Genomic DNA, 25033 nt, shown 5'->3' on the forward strand with positions numbered 1-25033 from the left:
GCGATGTCCGAGGGCCGCCACGTCGCCATCATCGGTGCCGGTGCGGTCGGCGTGATCAGCGCCATCGAGGCGCTGCGCGAGGGCCATCGTGTCACGCTGATCGATCCGGGCGAGCCCGGAGGCGAGCAGGCGGCGAGCTACGGCAATGCCGGCTGGCTCTCCTCGCATTCGGTGATCCCGCCGGCCGAGCCCGGCGTCTGGAAGAAGGTGCCGGGCTATCTGATGGACCCGCTCGGACCGCTAGCGATCCGCTGGTCTTATCTGCCGAAGGCGCTGCCGTGGCTGATCAAGTACCTGCTCTCGGGCTGGACCGAGGCGCGCGTCGAGAAGACGGCTTTCGCGCTGCGCGATCTCCTCAAGGATGCACCGCTGCTGCACCGGAAGCTTGCGGAAGAAGCCGGCGTGCCTGAATTGATCGAGCGCAACGGCGTGATGCATGTGTTCCCGTCGCGCGGCAATTTCGACAACGATCTCGGCTGGCGCCTGCGCAAGAAGGTCGGCGTCGAATGGCTGGAGCTCAACGCCGACGAAATGCGCCAGCGTGAGCCGGATCTGCATCCGCGCTACACTTTTGGCGTGGTGGTGGAGGAAGCCGGACGCTGCCGCGATCCCGGCGCTTACGTCGCGGCGCTTGCCCAGCATGCACTGGCGAGTGGCGTCAAGCTCGTGCGCGCCAAGGCGACGGGCTTCAGGCTTTCCGGCGACAAGCTCGTTGCTGTCGTTACCGAGACTGGCGAGATTCCTTGCGACGCGGCAGTGGTCGCCGCCGGTGCGCATTCAAAACGGCTCACCGCTTCGGTCGGCGATCCCTTGCCGCTCGAGACCGAGCGCGGCTATCATGTCATGATCGAGAACCCGGAGTCGGGGCCGCGCTGCTCGATGATGGCGTCGGACGCCAAGATGGTGGTGAACTGGACCGACAAGGGCCTGCGCGCCGCCGGCACCGTCGAGATCGCGGGCCTCGAGGCCGCGCCGAACTGGAAGCGCGCCGAGATTTTGCGCAACCACCTCTTCAGTATGTTCCCGAAACTGCCGAAGGACATTCCGCCCTCGCGCATCAAGACCTGGTTCGGCCATCGGCCGAGCATGCCGGACGGACTTCCCTGCATCGGCCATGCCCGCGCCTCGCGCGACATCGTCTACGCCTTCGGCCACGGCCATGTTGGCCTGGTCGGCTCGGCCCGCACCGGCCGCCTCGTCGCCCAGCTCCTGAGCGGCAAGAAGACTGAGATTCCGCTCACGCCGTTTTCGCCCAATCGTTTCCTCTGAGATCGCACCATGACCACTCCAGCCAGCTCATCCTCCCGCATCGCCCGTGGCGGCAAGGCCATCTACGGTGCGCCGCTCGGCATCTTGATGCTGGAAGCGCGCTTCCCCCGCATTCCCGGGGATATGGGCAACGGCACGACCTGGCCGTTCCCCGTGCTCTATCGCGTGGTGAGCGGCGCCTCGCCGGAGAAGGTGGTGCTGAAGGGCGCGGCCGGCCTGCTGCCCGACTTCATTGATGCGGCGAAGGATCTGGTGCGGCTCGGGGCCGAGGCGATCACCACCAATTGCGGTTTCCTGTCGCTGTTCCAGAAGGAGATCGCGGCCGCCGTCGGCGTGCCCGTCGCGACCTCGTCGCTGATGCAGGTGCCGTGGGTGCAGGCGACACTGCCGCCGGGCAAGCGCGTCGGCCTCGTCACGGTGTCCGGCTCGACCTTGACGCCGGCCCATCTCGAAGGCGCCGGGGTGCCGCTCGATACGCCGCTGGCCGGCACCGAGAACGGCAAGGAGTTCTTCCGCGTCCTGATCAAGGCCGAGAAGGACGACATGGACATTGCGCAGGCCGAGCGCGACGTGGTCGAGGCCGGCAAGGCGCTCGTCGCCAGGAACCCCGATATCGGTGCAATCGTACTGGAATGCACCAACATGCCGCCTTACGCTGCAGCACTTCAGGCCGAAGTCGGATTGCCCGTCTATGACATCTATTCGATGATCACCTGGTTTCACGCGGGACTGCGTCCGCGCGCCTTTTCCTGATTCCGGCCGTCCCAAAGCACTGAACAAGCCCTGCCAGACCTTCGTTTGCATTGCCATCGTCTGAGGCGCCCCGGTATATTGAACTGTGTTCGGGCATAAATGCAGATTGTGATGAGCAACGTGGAACTGGCTTCCGACAGTATCGTCGATCGCGTCTATGAACAGCTCAAGGCGATGGCCGTGAGCTATGAGTTCAAGCCGGGCGAGCGGCTCAACGAGGGCGAGCTCGCCAAGCGTCTCGGCGTCAGCCGCACGCCGCTGCGCGAGGCGCTCAACCGCCTCAACACCGAAGGGTTTCTGCGCTTCACGCCGGGCAAGGGCTTTTTCTGCCGCGAGCTCGACGCGCACGAGATCTTCGATCTCTACGAGCTGCGCAAATCGATCGAGGTCGCCTCGATCCGCCTCGCCGTCAGGCGTGCCAAGGACGAGGACATCGACGCGCTGCTGAAATTCCTCGAGGCCACCGGTCCGGATCCCGGCGAGCGCTCCTCGGTGGAGCTGGTCGAGTTAGACGAGACCTTTCACGAGCGACTTATGGCGATGTCGACCAATGCCGAGATGCTGCGCGTCCTGCGCAACGTCAATGCCCGCATCCGCTTCGTGCGCTGGATCGACATGGACAGCATCAACCGGTCCAACACGCAAGCCGAGCACCGCGCCGTCGTCGAAGGGCTGAAGGCACGCGACGAAGAGGTCTGCGTATCGGTGCTGGAGAAGCACATCGACCGCCGCCTCGATCGCATCACGTCCGCGATCAAGGAAGGCTACGCGCAGATTTATATGCCGACGACGGCGCGGTCCGCGGCCAACTAGTCTGCGTACCGCAGTGACGGTGCTCTCCCTTCTCCCCTTGTGGGAGAAGGTAGCGCGAAGCGCCGGATGAGGGGTATCTCTCCGCGCATGCCGATGCGCGTGAGCGCGTAGAGGCAACCCCTCACCCGAGCGAGGCCGTGTCGACTTGCGGGGATGCCCTCTCCCACAAGGGGAGAGGGCGCAGCAATGCGCATCGCGCCTCCGGTCCCGCAGGCGCACCAGCGCACGCAGCTATACAATCCTTCAATATCTGATCGTGCCAGACGGTCAGAGCCTTCGCACGCGAACGTCGCTAGCGTGCTGCTCGAAATTCATGGAGACCCACGGTGCACAGCCCTCAACCCAATCTCGACACGCGCACAAGCGACGACTGGCCGGCCGAGCTCTATCGCATCCTGAAAGCCGCCGACGTCAGGCAGATGTCCTACGTCCCAGATGCCGGCCATAGCCAGCTGATCCGGCTGTTCTCCGCCGATCCTGACGTCACCACCAACGTGCTGACGACCGAGGAGGAGGGCGTCGCGATTGCCGCCGGCGCTTGGCTCGGCGGCCAGCGCAGCGTGCTGCTGATGCAGTCGAGCGGAGTCGGCAATTGCATCAATATGCTGTCGCTGTCGGCGATCGGCCGCTTTCCGCTGCTGATGCTGGTGACGATGCGCGGCGAATGGGCCGAGTTCAATCCCTGGCAGGTGCCGATGAGCCGGGCCACGCAGCCGTCACTGGAGGCGATCGGGCTGAAGGTGATGCGGGCGGAGACGGCGGAGGATCTGGTCGAGACGGTCGAATCGGCGGCTGCGCTCGCGTACGATTCCGATCAGCAGATCGCGGTCCTGATCGGGCAACGCCTGATCGGCAAGAAGAAGTGGTGATATCGATGTCCGTACCCTCTCAGCTTGATCGTCGCGTTGCCGTCGCGGCTCTTCTCAAGAACCGCAAGGACACGCTGGTCGTTTCCGGCCTCGGCTCGCCCACTTACGACCTTCATTCTGTCGGCGACCACGACGGCAATTTCTATCTCTGGGGCGCCATGGGCGGCGCCGCGCTGATCGGCCTTGGCCTTGCTCAGGCGCAGCCGGGAAAGCGCGTGATGGCCCTCACCGGCGACGGCGAGCAACTGATGGGCCTCGGCGGCATTGCCACCATCGGCGTCGCGCGCCCGCGCAATCTCGACATCGTCGTGATCGACAACCAGCATTTTGGCGAGACCGGGATGCAGGCGAGCCACACCGGCCGCGGCGTCGATCTCACGGCGATCGCTACAGCCTGCGGATTTGCTGCGACGGGGACCGTGCGGACGTTGGCGGAGGTGGAAGGCCTCGCATCGCAAATCGCTGAGCCGGCCGATGGCCCGCGGCTTTTCGTCATCAAGGTTCTGGCGGAAAATCCGCCGCGTTCGCTGCCGTCTCGCGATGCCGTCTTTATCAAGAACCGGTTCCGTGCTCATCTCGGGTTTGCGGCGGCTTGAGCTGAGGCCCTTGCCCGGATCAGGTTTGCCGCAAGCAGCTATTCTGGAGCGAGCCCTATGAAACTATCCGGCAAGGTCGCCGCCATCACCGGCGCGGCGCGCGGCATCGGCAAGGCCTGCGCAAAACGATTCCTCGACGACGGCGTCAAGGTCGTCATATCGGATGTCGATGCCGAGGGCCTCGCTGCGACGGCCGTCGAGCTCGGGCACCCGGACGCCTTGCGCACCGTCGTCGGCAATGTCGCCAAGCGCACTGACGTGGATCAGCTCGTCGCAACCGCCGTGAAGGAGTTCGGCCGGCTCGACATCATGGTCAACAATGCCGGCGTCGCCCGCAACCGGGACATCCTGCAGATTTCCGAGGAGGAATTCGACGAAATCATCGGCATCAATCTGAAGGGCGCGTTCTTCGGCGTGCAGGCGGCGGCCAGGCAGATGATCGCGCAGGGCGGCGGCGGGGTCATCATCAACATGTCCTCGGTCAACGCGCTGCTGGCGATCCCGGCGCTTGCGACCTACGCGATGTCCAAGGGCGGCATGAAGCAGCTCACCTCGGTCGCTGCCGTCGCGCTGGCCCCGCACAATATCCGCGTCGTCGCGGTCGGGCCGGGCACGATCCTGACCGACATGGTGGCCTCGTCCATCTACACCTCGGAGGATGCCCGCAAGACCGTGATGTCGCGCACGCCGGCCGGCCGCGGCGGTGAGCCGAGCGAGGTGGCGTCCGTGGTCGCGTTCCTCGCCAGCGACGATGCGTCCTACATCACGGGGCAGACCATCTATCCCGATGGCGGCAGGCTGATCCTGAACTACACGGTGCCGGTGAAGGAGAGGTAGGGCCGGTTCACTCCGCGGCGATCGTCATCCCGTAGCCCAGTCGCTTCGAGATGCCGCCGGCGCAGTCGCGCAGCGCATTTGCGATCGGGCTATCCCAGCGGGCGTCAAAGGTGCCTTCCGGCCCCATCGCGGTGATGACCAGCGCGACATGGCCGGAATGATCGAACACCGGTGCGGAGAACGCATTGACCCCGGGCAGGGGATCGCCGAGCGCACGGGCGAGGCCGTGCTTGCGGACTTCAGCGAGCATCTCGGCGACCTTCGCGCCTCTTACAGCGCGCTTCGGATTGTAGCCGACGCCGTGACGATCGAGTCCGCTCTCCAGCGCGGCGTTGATCGTCTTCTCGGGCAGAAAGGCCGCAAAGGCGCGGCCCGTGGCCGTCTCCAGCAGCGCCATCACCGAACCGGCGCGCATCACGACGTGCACGGGCTGGCCGGGTTCTTCGAGCTGCACCACGGTCGGGCCGTGCGTCCCCCAGACCGCAAGCGAGACCGCGTGCCCGATCTGGCTTGCGAGGCCGGCGATCTTCGGTCCGGCGATACGCACGCCGGAGAGACGGCGCAGGCTGATCAGGCCGAGCTCCAGCGCCAGCGCGCCGATCTCGTAGCGGCCGGTGGTCTCGTCCTGCTCGATCAGGCCGATGCGAGAGAAGCTGGCGAGATAAGGATGCGCCTTGGCCGGCGTCATGCCCGCCTCGCGGGCGAGATCGCGCAGCATCATCGGTTCGCCGCATCTGGCGAGCGCGCGGAGCAATTCTCCACCGACCTCGATCGACTGGATACCGCGGCTTTCTCTCTTCATGCGCCTCCTGGCGTGGCCTATGCCGCGTCGCGCCTGGCGGCGCGGTCGGCGAGATGACGGCCGGCAATGTAGCCGAAGGTCAGCGCCGGCCCAAGCGTGATGCCGGCGCCGGGATAATTGCCGCCCATGATGCTGGCCATGTCGTTGCCGGCGGCATAGAGCCCGGGAATCACCCGGCCCTCGGAGTCCAGCGCCCGCGCATTCTCGTCAGTGACGATGCCGGCATAGGTGCCGAGATCGCCGACCACCATCTTGATGGCGTAGAACGGGCCGTTTTGGATCGGCGCGACGCAGGGATTCGGGCCGTGCAGCGCGTCGCCCTGGTAGCGATTATAGGCCTTGGTGCCCTTGCCGAAGGCGGCATCGTGGCCCTGCGGCGCGGTCGCATTGAACTGCTTGACGGTCTCGGTGAACGCGTTGGCATCGATGCCGGCCTTCGCCGCCAGTGCCTCCAGCGTATCGCCGCGCATGAGATAGCCGGTATTCAGATGGTGGCCGAGCGGCATGGGGAAGGGCGGCACGCAGCCGAGGCCGTATTTGCGCAACGTCGGATGATCGCAGACGAGATAGGCGGCGATCTCTTCGCCGGGCTTGGCGGCTTTGACCATGGCCTGGACGAAATCGTGATAGGAATTGCCTTCATTGGCAAAGCGCTTGCCGTCACGCATCACCGCGATCACGCCAGGCTTGGCGCGGTCGATGAAATGCGGCATCACGCCCTTTGAACCGTCCTTGCGCGCGGTCAGCGACACCGGCACCCAGGCGGCCGCGTTCGGCAAGCGATCCTCGACGTGACCACCGACGGACTCCGCAAGGCGCAAGCCGTCGCCGGTATTGCCGGTCGGTCCGGGCGAAAAATGCTCGTTGCCGGTCGGCGCGTGCGGAAACATTTTCTTGCGGCGTTCGACGTCATGGGGGAAGCCGCCGCAGGCGAGCACGACGCCTTGTCTTGCATGAATGCGGACGTCGCGTCCCTCGCGCGAAACGATCGCGCCGGTGACGGTGCCGTTTTCAACCGTCAGCTCGCGCACCGGCGAGGACAGCCACATCGGAATCTTCAGATCCTGCGCGGATTTCGCGAGCCGCCCCGCCAGCGCATTGCCGTTGGTCAACGTCATGCCGCGGCCGTAGCGCAGCACGTCCATCAGATGACGCGACAGGCGCTTTGCGACATATACGGCGGACGCCAGCGACTTCGTCACGCGCATGAAATGGATGATCTCCTTGCCGGAGCCCAGCATCATGCCGAACACGGTGAGCTCCGGTAGCGGCATGCCGAGCGTCTTGATCTGCTCACCCAGCTCGCGGCCGTCGAACGGGCGCGTCACCATCGAGCGGCCGCCCTGTGCCCCGCCGGGCGCTTCGGCATGATAGTCCGGAAACACCAGCGGCATGTCGAAGCGGAGCGCGGTCTTGCTGGTGAAGAAATCGACCGCCTCGGGGCCGGCGCTGAGGAATGCGTCGACGCGCGCGGCGTCGAAATTGTTGCCGGCTTCGTGCCGCAAGTAAGTGCGGGCCTGGTCCGGCGTCTCCGCGATGCCATAGGCCTTCGCCAGCGATGTGCCGGGAATCCAGAGCCAGCCGCCTGAGCGCGCTGTGGTGCCGCCGAAGCGCGGCTCTTTCTCGACGATCAGCACGTCGAGGCCGCGATGGCGTGCGGTGATCGCGGCCGACATGCCGGAGGCGCCCGATCCGGCCACGAGCACATCGCACTCGTAAGTCTCAATTGCGTTGTGCGCGTTGCTGGTCATGTCTCACCTCACTTCTTCAGCAGCGGGCATTTGGATTCGGAGACCGGACGGAAAGCGTCCTCGCCCTTCACCGTCTTGATGATCTCCAGGTAGTCCCAGGGTTCCCTGGACTGCTCGGGCGACTTCACCTTGGCGAGATACATGTCGCGGATGACGCGGCCGTCCTCGCGCAGCTTGCCGCCATGGACGAATGTATCCTCGATCGGCAATTCGCGCATCTTGGCCATTACCTTGGCGGCATCGTCGGTGCCCGCCGCCTTGATGCCTTTCAGGTAATGCAGCACCGAGCCGTAGACGCCGGTGTGGATCATGGTCGGCATCACCTTGGTGCGCTCGTAGAATTTCTTGGACCAGGCCCGGGTCGCCTCGTCCATGTTCCAGTACGACGCCGTGGTCATGTAGGTGCCCTGCGCGGCCTTCAGGCCGACCGCGTGGACGTCGGTGTCGAACATCAGGAGGCCGACGAGCTTCTGGCCGCCCTGCACGAGGCCGAATTCGCCGGACTGCTTGATCGCATTGTCGGTGTCCTGGCCGGCATTGGCGAAGGCGACGACGTCGGCTTTCGAGCTCTGCGCCTGGAGTGCAAAAGAGGAAAAGTCCGCCGTGTTGGTCGGATGCTTGACGCCGCCGAGCACCTTGCCGCCCATTTCGTTGATGAAGCGCGTCGCGTCCTTCTCGAGCTGCTGGCCGAAGGCGTAATCCGCGGTGATGAAATACCAGGATTTGCCGCCTTCCTTGATCACGGCGGAGGCCGTCACCTTCGACAGTGCGTAGGTGTCGTAGGTGAAGTGCACGGTGTTCGGGCTGCACAGCTCGTCGGTCAGCGAGCTCGCGCCGGGGCCGGAGAGCAGTGCGATCTTGCCCCGCTCGCGCACCATATTGTGGACCGCGATGGCGATGCCGGAATTGGGAATGTCGACCACGGCGTCGACCTTGCCGTTGTCGAACCAGCCGCGCACGATCTGCACGCCGACGTCGGTTTTCATCTGGTGGTCGGCGCTGATGATCTCGATCGGCTTGCCGAGCACGGTCGGCCCGAACTCCTCCACCGCCATTTTTGCGGCTTCGACGGAGCCCGGCCCGCTGTTGTCGCGGCCCCAGCTCGACAGGTCGGTCAACACGCCGATCCGCACCGCGTCGTCGGAGACTTGCGCGGTCGCAGTCGTTGTCATCGCAGCCGAACTCATGGCCGCGAACATGGCCCAGGCGAGATGCCCTCTCATCGTCGTTCCCTCTCTTTTTACGGGCCGCTTGGCGCGGCCGGCTATTCCAGCGATAATTAGATATTAACAAATAGGTTTGTCAATGACGAATTTGATGGGATGGTTGGGTTCCGGGCCGTTGGCTCGCCATGACGACGTCCCAAACCGTCGTCATGGCGAGCCAACTGGTCCGCGCGAAGCGCGGCCCGATGACAGGCTTCGCGAAGCAATCCAGAATCTCCCCGCGAATGACGCGCGAATCGCTCGGGTCGCGAGCGTGGTCATCGGCACGCGGGGTTCGCGGCGCCTGGGACGACGAGGAACGTGATGGTCTCGGGCGCGAGGCGAACTGCACCGGCAGCCGTCGCTCGCCCGGCGAGGTGCGGCAGCTCATCACCGTCGGTCAGCGCGAGTGTCGTGCCGTTCAGTTGCACTGTCGCGCCTTGCTGCCTCTCTGCCTGCAAGCTATAGCGCTCGGCGGAACGCGGCAGCACGATCGCGCGCGAGGTGCGGTGTGAGATGTTGATCGCGAGCATGGTCACGGCGCCGGGCCTCGATGGATGACAGTGGGCGTAGACGCGCAGGTCGGGCACTGCCGCCGCGCTTGCATCGAGCACTGTCGCTCCCATCAGCCGATGCCAGAGCAGCGCGCCCCAGTAATTCGGACGTGGACGGAACGTCGTCTCGTCGAGCAGGCCGTAATCGCTCGCCGCCAGCGTGTTGTGCATCACCACCTGAACCCCGGCTCGTGCCAGGCGTCCGAGCTGGTCGAGATAGCGGAAGGTGTCGAGAAACGTCCTGTCCCAGCGATTGCCGCCGCAAGCGGCATCGGCGGTTTCCGTCAGCCAGATCGGTTTGCCCGGCGCGAATTCATCGCGCAGGCCGCGGTAGATCGACAGCGTCACATCGGTTCGGGCCAGCCATTCTTCGGACAACGCGCGTGCCGGCGCGTCCCGGCCGCCGCAGCGTGGCGAGATCGTGTTGTAGTGATGATAGGAGAAGCGATCGATGTCGGCTCCGGATTTCGCGAGCAGGTCGTGCGTGCGAATACCGGATGCGGAAGGGGATGCGGAATCGCCGACGGAGCCCGGGCCGACGATCAGCGTCTCCGGCGCCGCGCGCCGTATCCAGTCGCGAAAGACGTCGAAATCGCGGACATAGGCTTTCGCGTCATATCCCCGCGGCGCTCCGCTCGTCGCCGCGAGCGTCGGCTCGTTCATGAACTCGGCGGCGGCGATGTGGTGGCCCAGCGATCGCGTGTCATCGACCAGACGCCGCGCCTGGTCCGGACTCCACACGCCATCGGCACCGCGGCTGCCGGGACTGATCGCGAAGGAGGTGACGATCTCCGCATCAGTCGCACGCGCAAAGTCGACGACGCCGCGCCACTGTGCACGGCTCAGCACCGTGTCAAACCCCGGCGGCGGCGCGGCTGGTGCCTGTTCGCTGCGGGCAAAGAACGTCGCATTGGCCCAGGTGCCGCTTACGCGCAGATAGGCCGGCGACAAGGCGGCAGCGAGCTTGCGCAGTCGCGCATTGGCAAGATCGATCGGCGGCCGGTCGCTGTAACGATTTCGCTGATCGATCGTGTGCATCGTTTGCGGATAGGGCTTCCAGAACCGTCCGCCGGTCACCTCCACCATCTCGATGTTGTAGGATTGAAAGCGCGGATCGATCGTGCCGATAAATTTCAGTTCCGCTGGCGCGATGGACACATCTCCGGCGCGCGCCGCGCACAACGTTGAGGCAATCAGCAGCGCGATTGTCGTCAGAGCCGCCGCTGGGACGAGCCCGCACGATCGAGGCCACCGGCTTGCATGCATGTCCTGACGCCTTCTTATGCGCGCTGCTAAAAGCCGATGCAGCGGGGCGAACCATTAGCCGCGTTTATACCGCGAATTTTTACTTCCAATTTTACTTCGCGACATCCGGCCCATAGCCTCGCCCGCAACTGATCACATCCGCAGCCGGTCAATGACGATCGGAGCGAGCGCTTATTGTAACCAACGAGGGTTGCCATGCTTGACAGGGACAAGGGGACATCCACTGCCAATCCGGCGGGGACGAGCGACAAGTCTGCGAAAAAGCTGAGCCGGCGCACGCTGTTGAAGGGCGCGGCAGCAATTGCCGGCGCAGCCGCAGGCTCGGACGCGATCCGCGGCTTTCCGACCATCTGGGCGCAGGAGATCAAGGATATCGAGCTGCGCCATGTCGGCGTGTCCTATTCGGTGGTGAAGGCGATCGGCGACCAGGCCGCCAAGGATCTCGGTTTCAAGGTGACGATGCAGAACCTCGACACCTCCGCCGCCATCAACCGTTTCATAAGCCAGCCTAATACGGTCGATATCGCCGACCTCGAGGGCTGGCAGGCCAAGCTCGCCGCCAAGCGCAGCGTGATCCAGGGCATCGAGGTCAAGAAGATCAAGGAGTTCGACAACATCCTGCCGATCTTCACCAAGGGCGAGATCGACGGCCACAAGATCCCGCGCCAGGGCATCTCGCCCTACGAGGCGATGTACATCTCCAAGCCCGACTCGACCGACCTGCATGACGGCGTCACCGAATGGGCGACGTTCCTGCCGCAGGTCTACAACGCGGACTCTATCGGCTATCGCCCGGATCTCGTCGGCCATGAAGTGACCGAGTGGAAGGACCTGATCGACCCGAAATTCAAGGGCAAGGCGGCGATCCTCGACGTGCCCGCGATCGGCATCATGGACGCCGCGCTCTGCTTCGAAAGTGCCGGGCTGATCAAGTACGGCAACAAGGGCAACATGACCAAGGAGGAGATCGACTTCACCTGCAACAAGCTGATCGAGCTGAAGAAGCAGGGCCAGTTCCGCGCGACCTGGACCACCTTCGACCAGTCGGTGCAGCTGATGGCGGCGGGGGAAGTGGTCATCCAGTCGATGTGGTCGCCGGCGGTCGCTGCCGTCCGCGTCAAGGAAATCCCTTGCGTCTACGCGCCGGTCAACGTCAAGAACGGCAAGGAAGGCTATCGCGGTTGGTGCAACGGCATGGGCCTGATGAAGCACCTCTCCGGCAAGAAGCTGGATGCCGCCTACGAATATCTCAACTGGTATCTGTCGGGCTGGCAAGGCGGCTTCGTCGCGCGCTACGGCTATTACAGCCCGGTGCCGTCGACCGCGAAGAAATTCCTCACCCCGGCCGAGTGGGCGTTCTGGTACGAGGGCCAGCCGGCGCCGGAGGTGGTCAACGATCCCTATGGCGTTGCGATGGAGAAGGCCGGCACCAAGCGTGACGGCGGTTCGTTCCTCGACCGCGTCAAGAACATCTCGTGCTGGAACACGCTGATGGACGAAGCCGCCTACATGAACAAGCGCTGGAACGACTTCAAGGTGGCGTAAATCCTGCTTTCCCTGGCCCGACACGAGCGCCGGCGCGGCGACGCTCCGGCAGAGAGACCGAACTGAAGCGTGGCTTTTGCCGACATGCAGCCAAGTCCAAACCCATCACGCGCCAATCTCGCCGGCTGGCTCTACGTGTCGCCGCTGGTCCTGGTGCTCGTGCCGTTCTTCGTGGCGCCGATCCTCGTCGTGCTGGCCGCAAGCTTCTTTGCGACGGACGGCTTTGGCGGGCTGACGCCGGGTTTCACGCTCGCAAGCTATGTGGAAGTGCTGCATTCGGCGCTGACGCTGAAGCTCTATCTGGCGACCATCAAGTTCACGGTGCTGACCTGGATCTTCACCCTCGTCATCGGATTCTTCGTCGCCTACTTCCTGGTGTTCCACGTCCGCAATCAGCTGCTCGCGATCGGCCTGTTCCTTTTGTGTACGGTGCCGTTCTGGACCTCGAACATCATCCGGATGATTTCCTGGATTCCGCTGCTCGGCAAGGAAGGCCTGATCAACCAGGCGCTGCTGGCGCTCGGGGTGATCCGTCAGCCGCTTGAGGTGCTGCTGTTCTCCGACCTCGCGGTCGTCATCGCCTATGTCCACCAGCTCACGATCTTCATGATCGTGCCGATCTTCAACTCCATGGCGCGGATCGACAAGAAGCTGATCGAGGCCGCAATCGACGCCGGCGCGAGCCGTTTCGACATCATGCGCCTGATCGTGGTGCCGATGTCCAAGAGCGGCATCGCGCTCGGCACCATCTTCGTGGTGTCGATCGTGATGGGCGATTTCTTCGTCGTCAAGGTCATGTCCGGCGGCGGCTCGGCCTCGGTGGTCAGCGCCTTCTACGAGGACGTCGGCGTGCTGCAATATCCGACCGCGGCGGCGAGCGCCGTGCTGCTGACGCTGGTGCTGGTCGCGATCGTCTCGCTGATCCTCCGCACTGTCGACATCAGGCAGGAGATCACGCGGTGAGCGCCATTCTTGCCGATATGCCCAAGACCGACGCGTCAAAGACGGGCGCGCCCGCGACGACCAGGGCGATCGCACCGAGCAAGGGCGGCCGTCCCTGGACGTTCTACGTCCTGGCGACGCTGTTCGCGTTCTATGTGATCGCGCTCTATGGCCCGATGTTCTGCATCTACGTCCTGTCGTTCCAGGATATCCGCGGCGGGCTCGTGTTTCCGATGAAGGGTCACTCGCTGCACTGGTTCGTCGATCTCTTCACCCAGGTGCGGACCGGAGACGTCAAGGGCTCGTTCGACCGCTCGATCAAGCTCGCGGTCATCGTCACCGTCATCACGGTGGTGGTCTCGTTCCTCGCCGGGCTCGGCTTCCGCAAGCGTTTTCGCGGCGATACCGTCGTCTTCTACATGATGATCGGCAGCCTGGTCGCACCGGGCCTCGTGCTCGGCCTCGGCACCGGCCTTCTGTTCCAGGCGCTCGGGCTGAATGCGAGCTGGTACACCTCGGCGCTCGGCGCGCAGCTGTCCTGGACGCTGCCGTTCGGCGTGCTGGTGATGTTCGCGGTGATGTCGCGCTTCAACCACGTCTGGGAGGAGGCGGCCTACGACCTCGGCGCCAGCCGCTGGCAGTCGATCCGCCTGGTGATGATCCCCGTGCTGGCGCCCGGCCTCGTCGCGGTCGCACTGTTCGGATTCACGCTCTCTTACGACGAGTTCGCGCGCAGCCTCCAGACCGCGGGCTCGCTGAACACGCTGCCGCTGGAGATCTGGAGCATGACGCTGAACGTCACCTCGCCCTCGCTCTACGCGCTCGGCACCGTGACGACCATCGTCTCCTTCATCGTCATCGGCGCGAGCCTGGGCAGCATCGTGCTGATCCAGAAAAAGCGCGGCAGCAGCGCAAAGGGTTGAGTTGGGAATGAAGAGCGATCGAGGCGATATCGAACTGGCGGGCGTCTGCAAGAGCTTCGACGGCGCGACCTACGTGGTCGACGGCGTCAATCTCAAGATCGCCGACGGCGCCTATTGCTGCTTCATCGGCCCCTCCGGCTGCGGCAAGACCACGATCTTGCGCATGATCGCCGGCCATGAGGACCCGACTGCCGGCGAGATCGTGATCGGCGGGCAGAACGTCGTCGGGCTCGCGCCGGTGCAGCGCCGTACCGCGATGATGTTCCAGTCCTACGCGCTGTTCCCGCATCTGACCGTACGCGACAATATCGCGTTCGCCTTGCGCGTGCGCGGCATGTCGAAGGCCGATCGCCTGCGCGCGGCCGACGCCATGATCGAGAAGGTGCGGCTGACGCAGTTCGCCGACCGCCTGCCGGCGCAGCTCTCCGGCGGGCAACAGCAGCGCGTGGCGCTGGCGCGCGCCGCGATCACCGAGCCGCGGGTGCTGCTGCTCGACGAGCCGCTGTCCGCGCTCGACGAGCAGCTTCGCGTGCAGATGCGCCAGGAGCTGCGGCGGATGCAGCAGGATCTCGGCATCACCTTCATCCACGTCACCCACACCCAGCTCGAGGCCATCGCGCTCGCCGATCTCGTGGTGGTGATGGAGCAGGGCAGGATCAAGCAGGCCGGAGCGGCGCGTGACGTCTATGCCCATCCGCATGACCGTTACGTCGCCGAGTTCATGGGCGGCCAGAACGTGCTGTCGGGGCTGGTCGAGAAGGTCAACGGTTCGACTTTTACGCTCGCGCAGGCCGCGCCTGATGGCATCGAGGTTCCTCTTCAGGCGCGGTCCACGGTCAGCGTCGGCGACAAGATCGATATCGCCGTGCGACGCGACGACGTCGCGCTGGTCCGGCCGGGCAGGGAGCTGCCGCCGGGCTGCACGACGTCGCTGCCGAGCCGCGTGCTCGCGATCGAGTACCAGGGCTATTTCGTCAAGGTCATGCTCGACACCGTGCCGGACGACGCGTTCGTCGCCTATGTGCCGGAAAAGGTCTTCTTCGCGGATCCGTTCACCGTCGGCGACGTCGTGATGGCCACATGGGCCACCGGCAGCGCGCTTCCACTCGCCTAAAGCCCCGTCGCGCACAGGAGTATGACCGTGCAGATATCCTTCACACTCAACGGACGGCCAACTACTGTCGAAGTCGAGCCGGCAACGCTCGTCGCCGAGCTGCTGCGCGAACAGCTCAGCCTCACCGGCACTCACATCGGCTGCGACACCAGCCAGTGCGGCGCCTGCGTCGTGCATCTCGACGGCCTGCCGGTGAAGAGCTGCACGCTGCTGGCACCTGCGCTCGATGGCGCGACGCTGCTCACTATCGAAGGCCTGCAAGGTGCGCCCGGTTCGAACCGGATGCATCCGATGCAGGAAGCGTTTCGCGAGCATCACGGCCTGCAATGCGGCTTCTGTACGCCCGGCATGCTGATGACAGCGGTGGCGCTCGCGACCGAGAAGCCGGACCTGACCGAGGCTGATGTCCGCCACGGCCTCGAAGGCAACATCTGCCGTTGCACCGGCTATCAGAACATCGTCGTCTCGGTGATGGCAGGCGCTGCCGCCATGAACGCCGCCAAGGGAGAGTGACCATGGGCAACGTGATCGGCATCGGCGCATCACCGAAGCGGAAAGAGGATCAGCGCTTCCTCACCGGCCGCGGCAATTACGTCTCCGACATCAAGCGACCCGGCATGACCGCGGGCGTTTTCGTCCGCTCGCCGCATGGCCACGCGGTGCTGCGCGGCATCGACAGGAGCGCGGCGCTGGCCGCGCCCGGGGTCATTGCCGTCCTGACTGGCGCGGATGCCGCGGCCGACAAGCTGGGCTCGCTGCCCTGTGGCTGGGGCATCTCGGATGCCAAGGGTGTGCCCATGAAGGAGCCGCCGTTTCCGATGCTGGCGCAGGGCAAGGTGCGCTTCGTCGGCGACATGGTGGCCTTTGTCATCGCGGAGACACCGGAGCAGGCGAATGCGGCGGCCGAGCTGCTGAAGATCGACTATGAGGTGCTGCCCTCCGTGGTCGGCGTGCTCGAGGCTGTCAGGCCGGGCGCGCCACAATTGTTCGACGACGTGCCGAACAACATCTGCTGCGACTGGGAGCTCGGCGACAAGGCCGCGGTCGAGTCCGCGTTCCGAAAGGCGGCGCATGTCGCAAAGCTGAGCCTCGTCAACAATCGCCTGATCGGCAACCCGATGGAGCCGCGCGCGGCGATCGCGGAATACGAGCCGGGCACCGACCGCTTCACGTTGTGGACCACCAGCCAATTCCCGCACGTCGTGCGCTTTCTGATGGGCGCGCTGGTGCTGAACATCCCGCAGCACAAGCTGCGCGTGGTCGCGCCCGATGTCGGCGGCGGCTTCGGCGTCAAGCAGTTCCACTACGGCGAGGAGGCCGTGATCACCTGGGCCGCCAAGCGCGTGATGCGGCCGATCAAATGGGTCGCGAGCCGTTCTGAGGGCTACGTCTCGGATCGCCACGGCCGCGATCACGTCACCGAGGCCGAGCTTGCCCTCGACGAGACCGGGAAGTTCCTGGCCTTCCGCGTCAACACGCTCGCCAATATGGGCGGCTATCTCTCGACCTTCGGGCCGAACATCCCGACCAATCTCTATGGCCCATTGCTCGGCGGCGTCTATACCACGCCGGCGATCTACTGCAACGTGAAGGTGGTGTTCACCAATACCGTTCCGGTCGACGCCTATCGCGGCGCCGGCCGGCCCGAGGCGACCTTCGTGCTGGAGCGCATCGTCGATGTCGCAGCGAGCGAGATGGGCATCGATCGTGTCGAGATCCGTCGCCGCAACATGATCCCGAAGGAAGCCTATCCGTATCAGACGCCGGTGCTGGTGCAGTACGATTCCGGCGATCCCATGGGCTGTCTCGACGGTGCGCTGGTGGCGGCCGACGTCAAGAATTTCGGCGTGCGCAAGTCGGCCTCGGCCAGCAAGGGCAAATTCCGCGGGCTCGGCTACTCGACCTATGTCGAGGCCTGCGGCCTTGCGCCGTCGCGTTTCGCCGGACGGCTGGGGGCGCGCGGCGGCCTCTATGAAAGCGCCACGGTGCGCGTGCATCCGACTGGCCAGGTGACGGTCATGATCGGAACGCACAATCACGGCCAGGGCCACGAGACGACGTTCGCGCAGATCGTCTCGGAAAAGCTCGGTGTCGCCTTCGAGAATGTCGATATCGTGTTCGGCGACACCGACCGCGTGCAGTTCGGCATGGGCACCTACGGTTCGCGTTCGCTGGTGGTCGGGGGCGCGGCGCTGTCGAAGGCGACCGACAAAGTGGTCGCCAAGGGCAAGAAGATCGCGGCTCATCTGCTCGAAGCCGCCGAAGTCGACATCCAGTTCAAGTCCGGAAAATTCTCGGTCGCCGGCACTGACCGCGCCAAGACGTTCGAGGAAATCGCGGGCGCCGCTTACGTGCCGCATGACTATCCGCTCGAAGTGCTGGAGCCGGGGCTGGAGGAGCAGGCCTATTACGACCCCGTCAACTTCACCTATCCCGGCGGCTGCCACATCGCCGAGGTCGAGGTCGATCCGGAGACGGGCACGGTGACGCTCGTGAATTACACCGCCGTGGATGACGTCGGCACGGTGATCAATCCGATGATCGTCGAGGGCCAGCTGCATGGCGGCATCGTGCAGGGCGTCGGCCAGGCGCTGTTCGAGAACGCAGTCTATGACGAGAGCTCAGGCCAACTGCTGTCGGGCTCGCTGATGGACTATTGCATGCCGCGCGCCGATCACATGCCGATGATGAAGGTCGCGACCCATTCGACGCTGTGCACGCACACCCCGATGGGCGTGAAAGGCTGCGGCGAGGTCGGCACGATCGGCTCGCCGGCCGCCGTCATCAACGCGGTGGTCGATGCGCTGTCGCATCTCGGCGTCACCCATGTCGACATGCCGGCGACGCCGAACCGGATCTGGCGGCTGCTGCAGAACGCGTCGCTACCGGTCGCGGCGGAATAGGGAGAGCAACAATGAAACCGTTTGCCTATCACCAGCCGGACCAGATTCCCGACGCTGCTAAACTCCTGACCTCGATCGAGGACAGCAAGCTCGTCGCCGGCGGCATGACGCTGATCCCGACGCTGAAGCAGCGGCTGGCCAACCCGCCTGCCTTGATCGACCTGTCGAAGCTCGGACACCTGAAGGGTATCACCGACGACGGCGACAGCATCACCGTCGGTGCGATGACGCCGCATGCGCAGGTCGCCGCCTCGAAGCTGGTGCAGACGAAAATTCCCGGTCTCGCGGCGCTGGCCTCGATGATCGGCGATCCTGCCGTGCGCAGCCGCGGCACCATTGGCGGCTCGGTCGCCAACAATGATCCGGCCGCGGATTATCCGGCCGGCGTGCTCGGTCTCGGCGCCACCATCGTCACCAGCACGCGCGAGATCGCGGCCGACAGGTTCTTTCTCGGCCTGTTCGAGACCGCGCTCCAACCCGGCGAGATCATCACGGCGATCCGCTTTCCCTTGCCGCTCAAAGCGGGTTACGCAAAATTCAAGGCGCCGGCGTCGCGTTACGCGCTGGTCGGCGTGTTCGTCGCAAAATTCGCCGATGGCGTCCGTGTCGCCGTGACCGGTGCGGGTCCCGGCGTATTCCGCGTGCCGCCGATGGAGATGGCGCTGTCGGAGAACTTTGATCCGTCTGCAATAGCGGCGATCAAGATCGATAATGACGGCCTCACCTCCGACATCCATGCCGAAGCCGACTACCGCGCGCATCTCGTCACGGTCATGGCCAAGCGCGCCGTCGACGCGGCGCTCAGCTAACTCTTTAGGGTTGATGATGACTGATGGTTCCGGCCGAACGGCCTTTCCGCCGGCGCCGACTGGCCTTGGCGCGCTTTCTGCAGCCGAGATCATGGCCGGCTACCGGCGCAAGGCGTTTACCCCGCGCGATGTCGTCGACGACACCATCGCCGCGCTTCTGGCGACGAACGAGACCTGCAACGCGGTGGTGACGCCGATGTACGAGCAGGCGAGGGCGGAAGCCGATCGTCTCACCAGGGAGATGCGTGCGGGCGAAGCCAGGGGGCTGCTTGCCGGCGTGCCCGTCACGATCAAGGATCTCGTCTTTGTCGCGGGTGTGCCGGCCTATGGCGGCTCGCCGATGAACAAGAGCTTTGTCCCCGAGGCCGATGCGGCCGTGGTGTCGGCGCTGAAGGCGGCGGGTGCGATCATCACCTGCAAGACCACGACCTGCGAGTCCGGTTACAAGCTCACGGCCGACAGCCCCGTCACCGGGACGACGCGAAACCCCTGGAATCCCGGCCGCACCAGCGGTGGATCGAGCGGCGGTGCGGCGGCGGGCGTCGCCGCCGGCTGCGGTCCGATCGCGATCGGCACCGACGGTGTCGGCTCGATCCGGGTGCCGTCGTCCTTCTGCGGCGTGTTCGGCCTCAAGCCGACCTTTGGCCTGGTGCCGCGCTCGCCCGGCTTCTCGCCACCGTCATGGGGCTCGCTCGCACATACCGGGCCGATCACGCGCACGGTCGCGGATGCCGCACTGACGCTGGAGATCATCGCTGCTTACGATCTGCGCGATCCGGCGAGCCTGCCGGCGGCGCCGCGGCGGTTTGATACCAACGTCGCGCCGTTGAATGGCATTCGCATCGGCGCCAGCGTCGATCTCGGCTACGCCGCCGTCAGCCCCGACGTGCGCTCGGCGTTCGGCAAGGCGCTGGCTGTTCTCGATGCGTGCGGCGCGCAGGTCACCATGGATGGACCGGGCCTCGATCCCGGCATTCTGGAACACACGCTCAAGCCGATCGCCTTCACCGAACAGGCGGCTGCGGTCGCGACCAAGACCACGGCCGATCTCGCCGGCTCCGAAGCAGATTATCGCGATGTCGTCAGTGCCGGACGGCGCTACAGCGGCACGGACTATATCGAAGCCGGTTATCGCCGCGGCCAGGCGCGCAGCGGCTTTCTGAAGCTTTTCGAGCGCGTCGATGCGCTGGTGACGCCGACGGTTGCGGTGACCGCGTTCGAGGCCGGCCGGATTGGCGTCGACATGATCGACGGCAGCAAGGTCGATCCGCATCTCGGCTGGTCGCCGTTCACCTGGCCGATCAACCTCGCTGGCCTTCCGGCCGCGACGCTGCCCTGCGGTTTCGATCGCGACGGAATGCCGATCGGCCTTCAGATCGTCGCTCCCTGGCTCGACGAGCCCACGATTTTTCGCATCGCTGCTGCGTTCGAGGCGGCTTTGCCCTGGGCGAAGTTCTGGCCGCAGCTGGCGCTTCGCGAAAGTCCCGCGCGCGCGAAGGCATGAAGCTCAGGACAGCTCGATCGGCACCCCACGGCCGCTGAGTTCTTCGTCGAGGCGCAGATAGTGCGCGAGATAGTCGTGCAGCGCTGTCGCCGCCTTTGAGGTCGCGCCGCTGGATTTGTAGAGCAGCAGCTCGATCTTCGGCAGCGGCGGCAGGCCCTCGTTCGGGCCGATCTCGCGCATCGCCGGCACCAGCGCGCTGCGGCCGAGCACGGTGACGGCCATGCCGGCAAAAGCCGCAGCCTGCAGGCCGCCGACACTCTCGCTGACGCAGGCGATGCGCCAGCGCAAATTCGCGCGCTCCAGCGTATCGATGGCGTAGTCGCGATAGATGTTGCCGGGGGGCAGCAGCGCCAGCGGAATCGGGCGTTCCTGATGCGCGGCGGATTGCTCGCCGGTCATCCAGACCAGCTGCTCGCGCCGCACCACCTGGCCGCCGGTGAAATCGTTCATGCGGGTAACGAGTGCGATGTCGACATCGCCGCGCTTGACGAGGCCGACCAGCGGCGTCGACAACGCGCAATTGAGCTCGACCTGGACGCGCGGAAAGGATTTTCGAAACACGCTGAGGATTTGTGGCAGCATGAACGCCGCATAGAGGTCGGGCGTGCCGAGCACGACTTGGCCCTCGATCTCCTGCGACGCCAGTTGCGAGATCAACTCGTCATGCAACCGCAGGATGGACTTGGCGTAGGTTAGGACCGTGGTGCCGTCTTCGGTCAGCGTCAGCCTGCGGCCGGCGTGCTCGAACAATTGCTTGCCGGTCAGCTCCTCCAGCCGCTGCAATTGCAGGGTGATCGCCGGCTGGGTGCGACCCAGCCGTCGCGCGGTCTCGGTGATGCTGCCGGTCTCGACCACCGAGATCAGTGACCGGAGCATACGGATATCGAGACTGATGAGGTTCATGCGGCGTCCATGTCGCCCAGATTTTATGCAAGTTCCATGCTAACGGGGCGGCAGTCCGGCCTGGGCTGCGAAACCGCAGGATGGCCTGCTCTCAACAATAAGGCGATGCCGCGTCGCGTCCCGTCCCGTCGTTGTTGCTGGCATACTGAATATCGATTATCAGCCGGAGCGGCGCGTACGACGCTGCCCAATAAGGCTGAAAGGGAGCACAAAACATGAAAGAGACCTCATCCACGCGACGCGATCTGCTTGCCACCGCCGTGGCGGTGACAGCAGCTTCGATGGCCGAAATTGCTCCCGCCGCGGCGCAAGCCGGGCCGAAGCCGATCTTCCCGGTGCCGATGGTCACCATCCCGATCGTCGGCGAGACCCAGGTGTTCCAGGTCCGCCGCATCTATTGCATCGGTCGCAATTATGCGGCGCACGCGATCGAGCGCGGCTCGGATCCGAACCGCGAGCCGCCGTTCTTCTTCCAGAAACCGACCGACGCGATCCAGAACGTCGCGGTCGGCGAGGTCGCCGACCATCCCTATCCGTCGCTGACCAAGAACTATCATCACGAGGTCGAGCTGGTCGCCGCGCTGAAATCCGGCGGCACCAACATCCCGGCCGAGAAGGCGCTCGAGCATGTCTACGGCTACGCGCTCGGCCTCGACATGACCCGGCGCGATCTCCAGAACGGCATGGCCGCGGAGAAGAAGCCGTGGGAGATCGGCAAGAGCTTCGACCACGCCGCGGTGCTGGGTCCGATCCATCCCGTGAGCAAGACCGGTCATTTCGAGAAGGGCGCTATCTCTCTGGCAATCAACGGCAACGTCAAGCAGAGCTCGGATATCAGCAAGATGATCTGGAGCGTTGCCGAGCAGATCGCGAAGCTCTCGGAAGCGTTCGAGCTGAAGGCCGGCGACATCATCTATTCCGGCACGCCGGAGAATGTCGGCCCGGTGGTCAAGGGCGATGTGCTGCTGTGCAAGCTCGAGGGCCTCCCGGACATGTCGATCAAGATCGTGTAGTGGTCGCGCCGACGGGCCTCCGCGGCTCAGTTGGCTGCGGAGCTCTTCGATTGACATCGGGTTCCCCGGCCGATTGCCTTTTGTTGGCCGGCAAGCGAACCTCGTGAGGCCATATTTGGGCATGAGTCATCTCCCGTGAGGGAGGCGCTCCGATGAACAAAGCTTTGATCGCTGCCGTCGTGATGGTGGTTGGCGTGCCCGCGAGTGCTGTCGCGCAGGAGCGCGCCGGCGCTGCGGCTCTGGGTGCCGTATCAGGTGCCGTCGTGCTCGGTCCGATCGGTGCCGTCGCGGGCGCTGTGGTGGGTTATACCGCGGGGCCTGCAATTGCCCGGTCCTGGGGCGTGAGAGATTCACACTCGGCGAGACATCGGCCGCCGCCGCGACGCGATGCGTATCGCGCAGCCGGCGCTCCACCGCGCGCACGCGAGGCGATGAATGCCAACGGCCAGATCAGAGCTGCTACCAATCCGCCCGCTCAAGCCGCGCCTGCGGTGCAGCCTGTCGAAGCTGCACCGGCGCAGACGTCGGCGCCGCCCATTCAGGGATTCGAATGAAGCTTCGGCGTCAGGCCGCGGTGGTCTTCGGCCGCAGCCGGTCGACCGTCCTTGCGATCAAGGCGGCCACTTCGCCAACCTTCGGCCCAATCCGGAACTCCGGGCCGGCGACGACGACTGATAGACGGCGATCTCCGATCGGCAGTGGAATCGCGGCGCCCGCGAGGTCGCGGCTGTAGTCGCCAAAGCTCTGGCAATAGCCGCGCGCGATCGAGTTGCGCAGCTCGGCTTCCACCGCCTCGATGCTGATCGGCGTCGACGGGCCGTATTGCTTGAACTCGATCTTGCGATAGACGGAGTCGCGCTCCTCCTGCGAATACTGCAGCAGCAGCGCGCGGCCGCTCGCGGTGGCGTGGATCGGTACGCGGTGGCCGATGGTTGCGAAATAGCGGATCGCGGCCCCGGATTCGACGACGTCGATGAACACCGCCATCACGCCGGCCGGTGCCACGATCGAGGCGGTCTCGCCGGTCTCGGCGGAAAGATCGGCGATCAGCGTATGCGTCCAGGGCGGAAGCGGCTCGACCTCCGAGATCATCCGCGCCATCGCGAGCCACCGCGGCGTCGGATAGAACCCTGCGCGCGGCCGCGGTTCGTAGAGATAGCCCTTCTCCGACAGCGTCGCGAGCAGATTGAAGGTCGACGAGCGCGGCCAGCCGAAATGATCCGCGATCTCGGCAAGCGTTGCCGGCTTCCTCGTTTGCGCGAAGAATTCCATGATCTCCAGAACATTGGCGGCTTGGCGAACGATCATGATGGATCCCGTCTGGCGACGCTGCGTCCTGATCTAGGGCTGGCCGAGGATCTTCTTCGCGGCGCGAAGATGCGGCTTGTCGATCATCTGGCCGTCGAGCCGCAGCGTGCCGGAATTCGGATTGCTCGCGAACGCCGCGATCACCTTCTCCGCCCATGTGCGCTCGGCCTCCGTCGGCGCGAACGCCGCGTTGACCACGTCGACATGCTTGGGATGGATCAGCGCCTTCGCCGAAAAGCCGTCGCGCCGCGCCGCGCGCGTCTCCTGCTCGAGACCGGCGAGGTTATCGATGTCGGTATAGACGGTGTCGATCGGCGCGACTTCGGCCGCGGCCGCCGCCATCAGGCAGAGATCGCGCGCCAGACGATACGGGCTGTGGAACACGCCGCCCGAGGCCTTTTCGGTGGCGCCGAGCGAGGCCGAGAGATCTTCCGCGCCCCACATCAGGCCTGCGAGGCGAGGGGAGCATCCCTTGTAGCTGCCGAGGCCGAAGATCGCGCCGGCGGTTTCCGTCGCGACACAGACGATGCGCGTCGTCCCGACCGCGATGCCGGCTGCAGCTTCCAGCGCTTCGAGCCATGTCGCCACCTGCCGCACGTCGTCACCGCCCTGTGATTTCGGCAGCACGATTCCGTCGGGCTTGCCCGGCATGACGGCGGCGAGATCGGCGAGCGTCATGCCGGTGTCGAGGGCATTGACGCGGACATAGAGCTGATACGGCCCGCTGCGTCCTTTCAGCATCGCGAGCGTCAGCCCGCGCGCCTCTTCCTTCTTCTCGGCGACGACGGAATCCTCGAGATCGATGATCAGTGCGTCGGCCTTGCCTTCGCTCGCCTTCTCGAATTTGCGCGGGGAATCCCCCGGCACGAATAGCATCGAACGCATCAGACCGGCCTCTTGTGCATCATCGCCATGCGGCGGCATTTACCGACGATCTCGTCGTTCTGGTTCAGGGCGTGGTGCTCGAACTCGACAATGCCCGCCTTGGGGCGCGATTTGGATTCCCGCAACGAAAGCACCTTCGTCGTCGCCCGCAACGTGTCGCCATGGAAGACCGGCTTCGGAAAGGTGACGTCGGTCATGCCGAGATTGGCGACGGTGGTGCCCATGGTCGTATCATAGACCGTCATGCCGATCATGATGCCGAGGGTGTAAAGGCTGTTGAAAATGCGCTGGCCGAACTCGGTCTTTGCGGAAAAATGGGCGTCGATGTGCAGCGGCTGCGGGTTGAGTGTCAGCAGGCTGAACATGGTGTTGTCCATCTCCGTCACGGTCCGGGTCAAAGGGTGCCTGAACTCCTGGCCCACGGAAAAGTCCTCGAAATAAAGTCCGGCCATCGCCATCTCCTCCCTAT

Annotated in this window: 24 protein-coding genes; 16 read left to right on the forward strand and 8 right to left on the reverse strand. The window is 65.1% G+C overall.

The genetic code is table 11. The annotated features are described in order from the left end of the window. The first annotated feature begins 3 nt into the window (after positions 1-3). The 6 genes from OC450_RS01110 (at position 4) to OC450_RS01135 (ending at position 5137) form a co-directional block, all read left to right on the forward strand. Positions 4-1269 carry an NAD(P)/FAD-dependent oxidoreductase gene (locus OC450_RS01110; RefSeq protein ID WP_262047002.1) on the forward strand — a complete coding sequence of 422 codons (1266 nt, stop codon included), beginning with the start codon at positions 4-6 and terminating at the stop codon, positions 1267-1269. A gap of 9 nt (positions 1270-1278) precedes the next feature. Continuing rightward, positions 1279-2022, forward strand: a complete 744-nt coding sequence (locus tag OC450_RS01115) for an aspartate/glutamate racemase family protein (protein WP_262047003.1) — start codon at positions 1279-1281, stop codon at positions 2020-2022. Positions 2023-2133: 111 nt separating this feature from the next. Next, positions 2134-2835: a GntR family transcriptional regulator gene (locus OC450_RS01120; RefSeq protein ID WP_262047004.1), complete on the forward strand. Its 702-nt coding sequence runs from the start codon at positions 2134-2136 to the stop codon at positions 2833-2835. 326 nt (positions 2836-3161) lie between these two features. Then, entirely contained in the window at positions 3162-3704 is a 543-nt protein-coding gene (locus tag OC450_RS01125; RefSeq protein WP_262047005.1) for a thiamine pyrophosphate-binding protein, read from the forward strand. A 5-nt stretch (positions 3705-3709) separates the two neighbouring features. After that, the gene (locus tag OC450_RS01130; RefSeq protein ID WP_262047006.1) at positions 3710-4300 is read left to right on the forward strand and encodes a thiamine pyrophosphate-dependent enzyme; all 591 of its coding nucleotides are present in this window, start codon (positions 3710-3712) and stop codon (positions 4298-4300) included. Between the two features lie 57 nt (positions 4301-4357). Then, positions 4358-5137, forward strand: coding sequence for an SDR family NAD(P)-dependent oxidoreductase (locus OC450_RS01135; RefSeq protein ID WP_262047007.1), 780 nt, complete (start codon positions 4358-4360; stop codon positions 5135-5137). 7 nt (positions 5138-5144) lie between these two features. On the opposite strand, the gene OC450_RS01140 is transcribed toward OC450_RS01135, so the two are convergent. From OC450_RS01140 to OC450_RS01155, 4 genes are all read right to left on the reverse strand, one after another. After that, positions 5145-5939, reverse strand: a complete 795-nt coding sequence (locus OC450_RS01140) for an IclR family transcriptional regulator (protein WP_256805872.1) — start codon at positions 5937-5939, stop codon at positions 5145-5147. A 17-nt stretch (positions 5940-5956) separates the two neighbouring features. Continuing rightward, entirely contained in the window at positions 5957-7690 is a 1734-nt protein-coding gene (locus tag OC450_RS01145) for an FAD-dependent oxidoreductase (RefSeq protein ID WP_262047008.1), read from the reverse strand. Between the two features lie 8 nt (positions 7691-7698). Beyond that, on the reverse strand, positions 7699-8913 hold the full coding sequence (locus OC450_RS01150) for an ABC transporter substrate-binding protein (protein WP_211384268.1): 1215 nt from the start codon (positions 8911-8913) through the stop codon (positions 7699-7701). Between the two features lie 260 nt (positions 8914-9173). After that, a complete protein-coding gene (locus tag OC450_RS01155) occupies positions 9174-10715 on the reverse strand; it encodes a hypothetical protein (protein WP_262047009.1) in 1542 nt (513 codons plus the stop codon). A gap of 195 nt (positions 10716-10910) precedes the next feature. Here OC450_RS01155 and OC450_RS01160 point away from each other — a divergent pair, with 195 nt between their 5' ends. The 8 genes from OC450_RS01160 (at position 10911) to OC450_RS01195 (ending at position 20455) form a co-directional block, all read left to right on the forward strand. Continuing rightward, on the forward strand, positions 10911-12260 hold the full coding sequence (locus OC450_RS01160) for a PotD/PotF family extracellular solute-binding protein (protein WP_211384270.1): 1350 nt from the start codon (positions 10911-10913) through the stop codon (positions 12258-12260). 84 nt (positions 12261-12344) lie between these two features. After that, positions 12345-13223, forward strand: coding sequence for an ABC transporter permease (locus tag OC450_RS01165; protein ID WP_256805875.1), 879 nt, complete (start codon positions 12345-12347; stop codon positions 13221-13223). Then, the gene (locus OC450_RS01170; protein ID WP_256805876.1) at positions 13220-14125 is read left to right on the forward strand and encodes an ABC transporter permease; all 906 of its coding nucleotides are present in this window, start codon (positions 13220-13222) and stop codon (positions 14123-14125) included. Before OC450_RS01165 ends, OC450_RS01170 begins: the two co-directional genes overlap by 4 nt. A gap of 7 nt (positions 14126-14132) precedes the next feature. Continuing rightward, positions 14133-15239 (forward strand): ABC transporter ATP-binding protein, encoded by a 1107-nt coding sequence (locus tag OC450_RS01175; protein WP_211384274.1) that lies wholly within the window; start codon positions 14133-14135, stop codon positions 15237-15239. 21 nt (positions 15240-15260) lie between these two features. Continuing rightward, entirely contained in the window at positions 15261-15752 is a 492-nt protein-coding gene (locus OC450_RS01180) for a (2Fe-2S)-binding protein (RefSeq protein WP_256805878.1), read from the forward strand. 2 nt (positions 15753-15754) lie between these two features. Beyond that, a complete protein-coding gene (locus OC450_RS01185) occupies positions 15755-18142 on the forward strand; it encodes a xanthine dehydrogenase family protein molybdopterin-binding subunit (protein WP_262047010.1) in 2388 nt (795 codons plus the stop codon). Positions 18143-18153: 11 nt separating this feature from the next. Then, on the forward strand, positions 18154-18951 hold the full coding sequence (locus OC450_RS01190; protein ID WP_211384278.1) for an FAD binding domain-containing protein: 798 nt from the start codon (positions 18154-18156) through the stop codon (positions 18949-18951). A 16-nt stretch (positions 18952-18967) separates the two neighbouring features. Further along, positions 18968-20455 (forward strand): amidase, encoded by a 1488-nt coding sequence (locus OC450_RS01195; RefSeq protein ID WP_211384280.1) that lies wholly within the window; start codon positions 18968-18970, stop codon positions 20453-20455. Positions 20456-20458: 3 nt separating this feature from the next. Here the strand turns inward: OC450_RS01195 and OC450_RS01200 are convergent, their stop codons facing one another. Then, positions 20459-21358: a LysR substrate-binding domain-containing protein gene (locus OC450_RS01200; RefSeq protein ID WP_211384282.1), complete on the reverse strand. Its 900-nt coding sequence runs from the start codon at positions 21356-21358 to the stop codon at positions 20459-20461. A 215-nt stretch (positions 21359-21573) separates the two neighbouring features. On the opposite strand from OC450_RS01200, the gene OC450_RS01205 reads away from it, so the two are divergent. Both OC450_RS01205 and OC450_RS01210 read left to right on the forward strand, forming a co-directional pair. Further along, positions 21574-22371: a fumarylacetoacetate hydrolase family protein gene (locus OC450_RS01205; protein WP_211384283.1), complete on the forward strand. Its 798-nt coding sequence runs from the start codon at positions 21574-21576 to the stop codon at positions 22369-22371. A 152-nt stretch (positions 22372-22523) separates the two neighbouring features. Further along, complete coding sequence (locus OC450_RS01210; RefSeq protein ID WP_256805879.1) at positions 22524-22925, forward strand: hypothetical protein; 402 nt, start codon at positions 22524-22526, stop codon at positions 22923-22925. Between the two features lie 10 nt (positions 22926-22935). Here the strand turns inward: OC450_RS01210 and OC450_RS01215 are convergent, their stop codons facing one another. From OC450_RS01215 to OC450_RS01225, 3 genes are read right to left on the reverse strand one after another with little or no spacing between them, the layout of a single operon-like run. Continuing rightward, positions 22936-23679 (reverse strand): IclR family transcriptional regulator, encoded by a 744-nt coding sequence (locus OC450_RS01215; protein ID WP_211384286.1) that lies wholly within the window; start codon positions 23677-23679, stop codon positions 22936-22938. 33 nt (positions 23680-23712) lie between these two features. Beyond that, positions 23713-24564 (reverse strand): HpcH/HpaI aldolase/citrate lyase family protein, encoded by an 852-nt coding sequence (locus OC450_RS01220; protein WP_211384288.1) that lies wholly within the window; start codon positions 24562-24564, stop codon positions 23713-23715. Beyond that, positions 24564-25022: a MaoC family dehydratase gene (locus OC450_RS01225; RefSeq protein WP_349643101.1), complete on the reverse strand. Its 459-nt coding sequence runs from the start codon at positions 25020-25022 to the stop codon at positions 24564-24566. The genes OC450_RS01220 and OC450_RS01225 overlap by 1 nt, the downstream gene beginning before the upstream one ends. Between the last annotated feature and the right edge of the window lie 11 nt (positions 25023-25033).

Source organism: Bradyrhizobium sp. Bra78 (genome assembly GCF_024519855.1).
Lineage (GTDB): Bacteria > Pseudomonadota > Alphaproteobacteria > Rhizobiales > Xanthobacteraceae > Bradyrhizobium > Bradyrhizobium japonicum_G.

Bases quoted from the DNA above. Each gene is read 5' to 3' on its own strand.
- OC450_RS01110 (WP_262047002.1), top strand. From the start codon at position 4: ATGTCCGAGGGCCGCCACGTCGCCATCATCGGTGCCGGTGCGGTCGGC.
- OC450_RS01115 (WP_262047003.1), top strand. From the start codon at position 1,279: ATGACCACTCCAGCCAGCTCATCCTCCCGCATCGCCCGTGGCGGCAAG.
- OC450_RS01120 (WP_262047004.1), top strand. From the start codon at position 2,134: ATGAGCAACGTGGAACTGGCTTCCGACAGTATCGTCGATCGCGTCTAT.
- OC450_RS01130 (WP_262047006.1), top strand. From the start codon at position 3,710: ATGTCCGTACCCTCTCAGCTTGATCGTCGCGTTGCCGTCGCGGCTCTT.
- OC450_RS01135 (WP_262047007.1), top strand. From the start codon at position 4,358: ATGAAACTATCCGGCAAGGTCGCCGCCATCACCGGCGCGGCGCGCGGC.
- OC450_RS01140 (WP_256805872.1), bottom strand. From the start codon at position 5,939: ATGAAGAGAGAAAGCCGCGGTATCCAGTCGATCGAGGTCGGTGGAGAA.
- OC450_RS01145 (WP_262047008.1), bottom strand. From the start codon at position 7,690: ATGACCAGCAACGCGCACAACGCAATTGAGACTTACGAGTGCGATGTG.
- OC450_RS01150 (WP_211384268.1), bottom strand. From the start codon at position 8,913: ATGAGAGGGCATCTCGCCTGGGCCATGTTCGCGGCCATGAGTTCGGCT.
- OC450_RS01155 (WP_262047009.1), bottom strand. From the start codon at position 10,715: ATGCATGCAAGCCGGTGGCCTCGATCGTGCGGGCTCGTCCCAGCGGCG.
- OC450_RS01160 (WP_211384270.1), top strand. From the start codon at position 10,911: ATGCTTGACAGGGACAAGGGGACATCCACTGCCAATCCGGCGGGGACG.
- OC450_RS01165 (WP_256805875.1), top strand. From the start codon at position 12,345: ATGCAGCCAAGTCCAAACCCATCACGCGCCAATCTCGCCGGCTGGCTC.
- OC450_RS01175 (WP_211384274.1), top strand. From the start codon at position 14,133: ATGAAGAGCGATCGAGGCGATATCGAACTGGCGGGCGTCTGCAAGAGC.
- OC450_RS01180 (WP_256805878.1), top strand. From the start codon at position 15,261: ATGACCGTGCAGATATCCTTCACACTCAACGGACGGCCAACTACTGTC.
- OC450_RS01185 (WP_262047010.1), top strand. From the start codon at position 15,755: ATGGGCAACGTGATCGGCATCGGCGCATCACCGAAGCGGAAAGAGGAT.
- OC450_RS01190 (WP_211384278.1), top strand. From the start codon at position 18,154: ATGAAACCGTTTGCCTATCACCAGCCGGACCAGATTCCCGACGCTGCT.
- OC450_RS01195 (WP_211384280.1), top strand. From the start codon at position 18,968: ATGACTGATGGTTCCGGCCGAACGGCCTTTCCGCCGGCGCCGACTGGC.
- OC450_RS01200 (WP_211384282.1), bottom strand. From the start codon at position 21,358: ATGAACCTCATCAGTCTCGATATCCGTATGCTCCGGTCACTGATCTCG.
- OC450_RS01205 (WP_211384283.1), top strand. From the start codon at position 21,574: ATGAAAGAGACCTCATCCACGCGACGCGATCTGCTTGCCACCGCCGTG.
- OC450_RS01210 (WP_256805879.1), top strand. From the start codon at position 22,524: ATGAACAAAGCTTTGATCGCTGCCGTCGTGATGGTGGTTGGCGTGCCC.
- OC450_RS01215 (WP_211384286.1), bottom strand. From the start codon at position 23,679: ATGATCGTTCGCCAAGCCGCCAATGTTCTGGAGATCATGGAATTCTTC.
- OC450_RS01220 (WP_211384288.1), bottom strand. From the start codon at position 24,564: ATGCGTTCGATGCTATTCGTGCCGGGGGATTCCCCGCGCAAATTCGAG.
- OC450_RS01225 (WP_349643101.1), bottom strand. From the start codon at position 25,022: ATGGCGATGGCCGGACTTTATTTCGAGGACTTTTCCGTGGGCCAGGAG.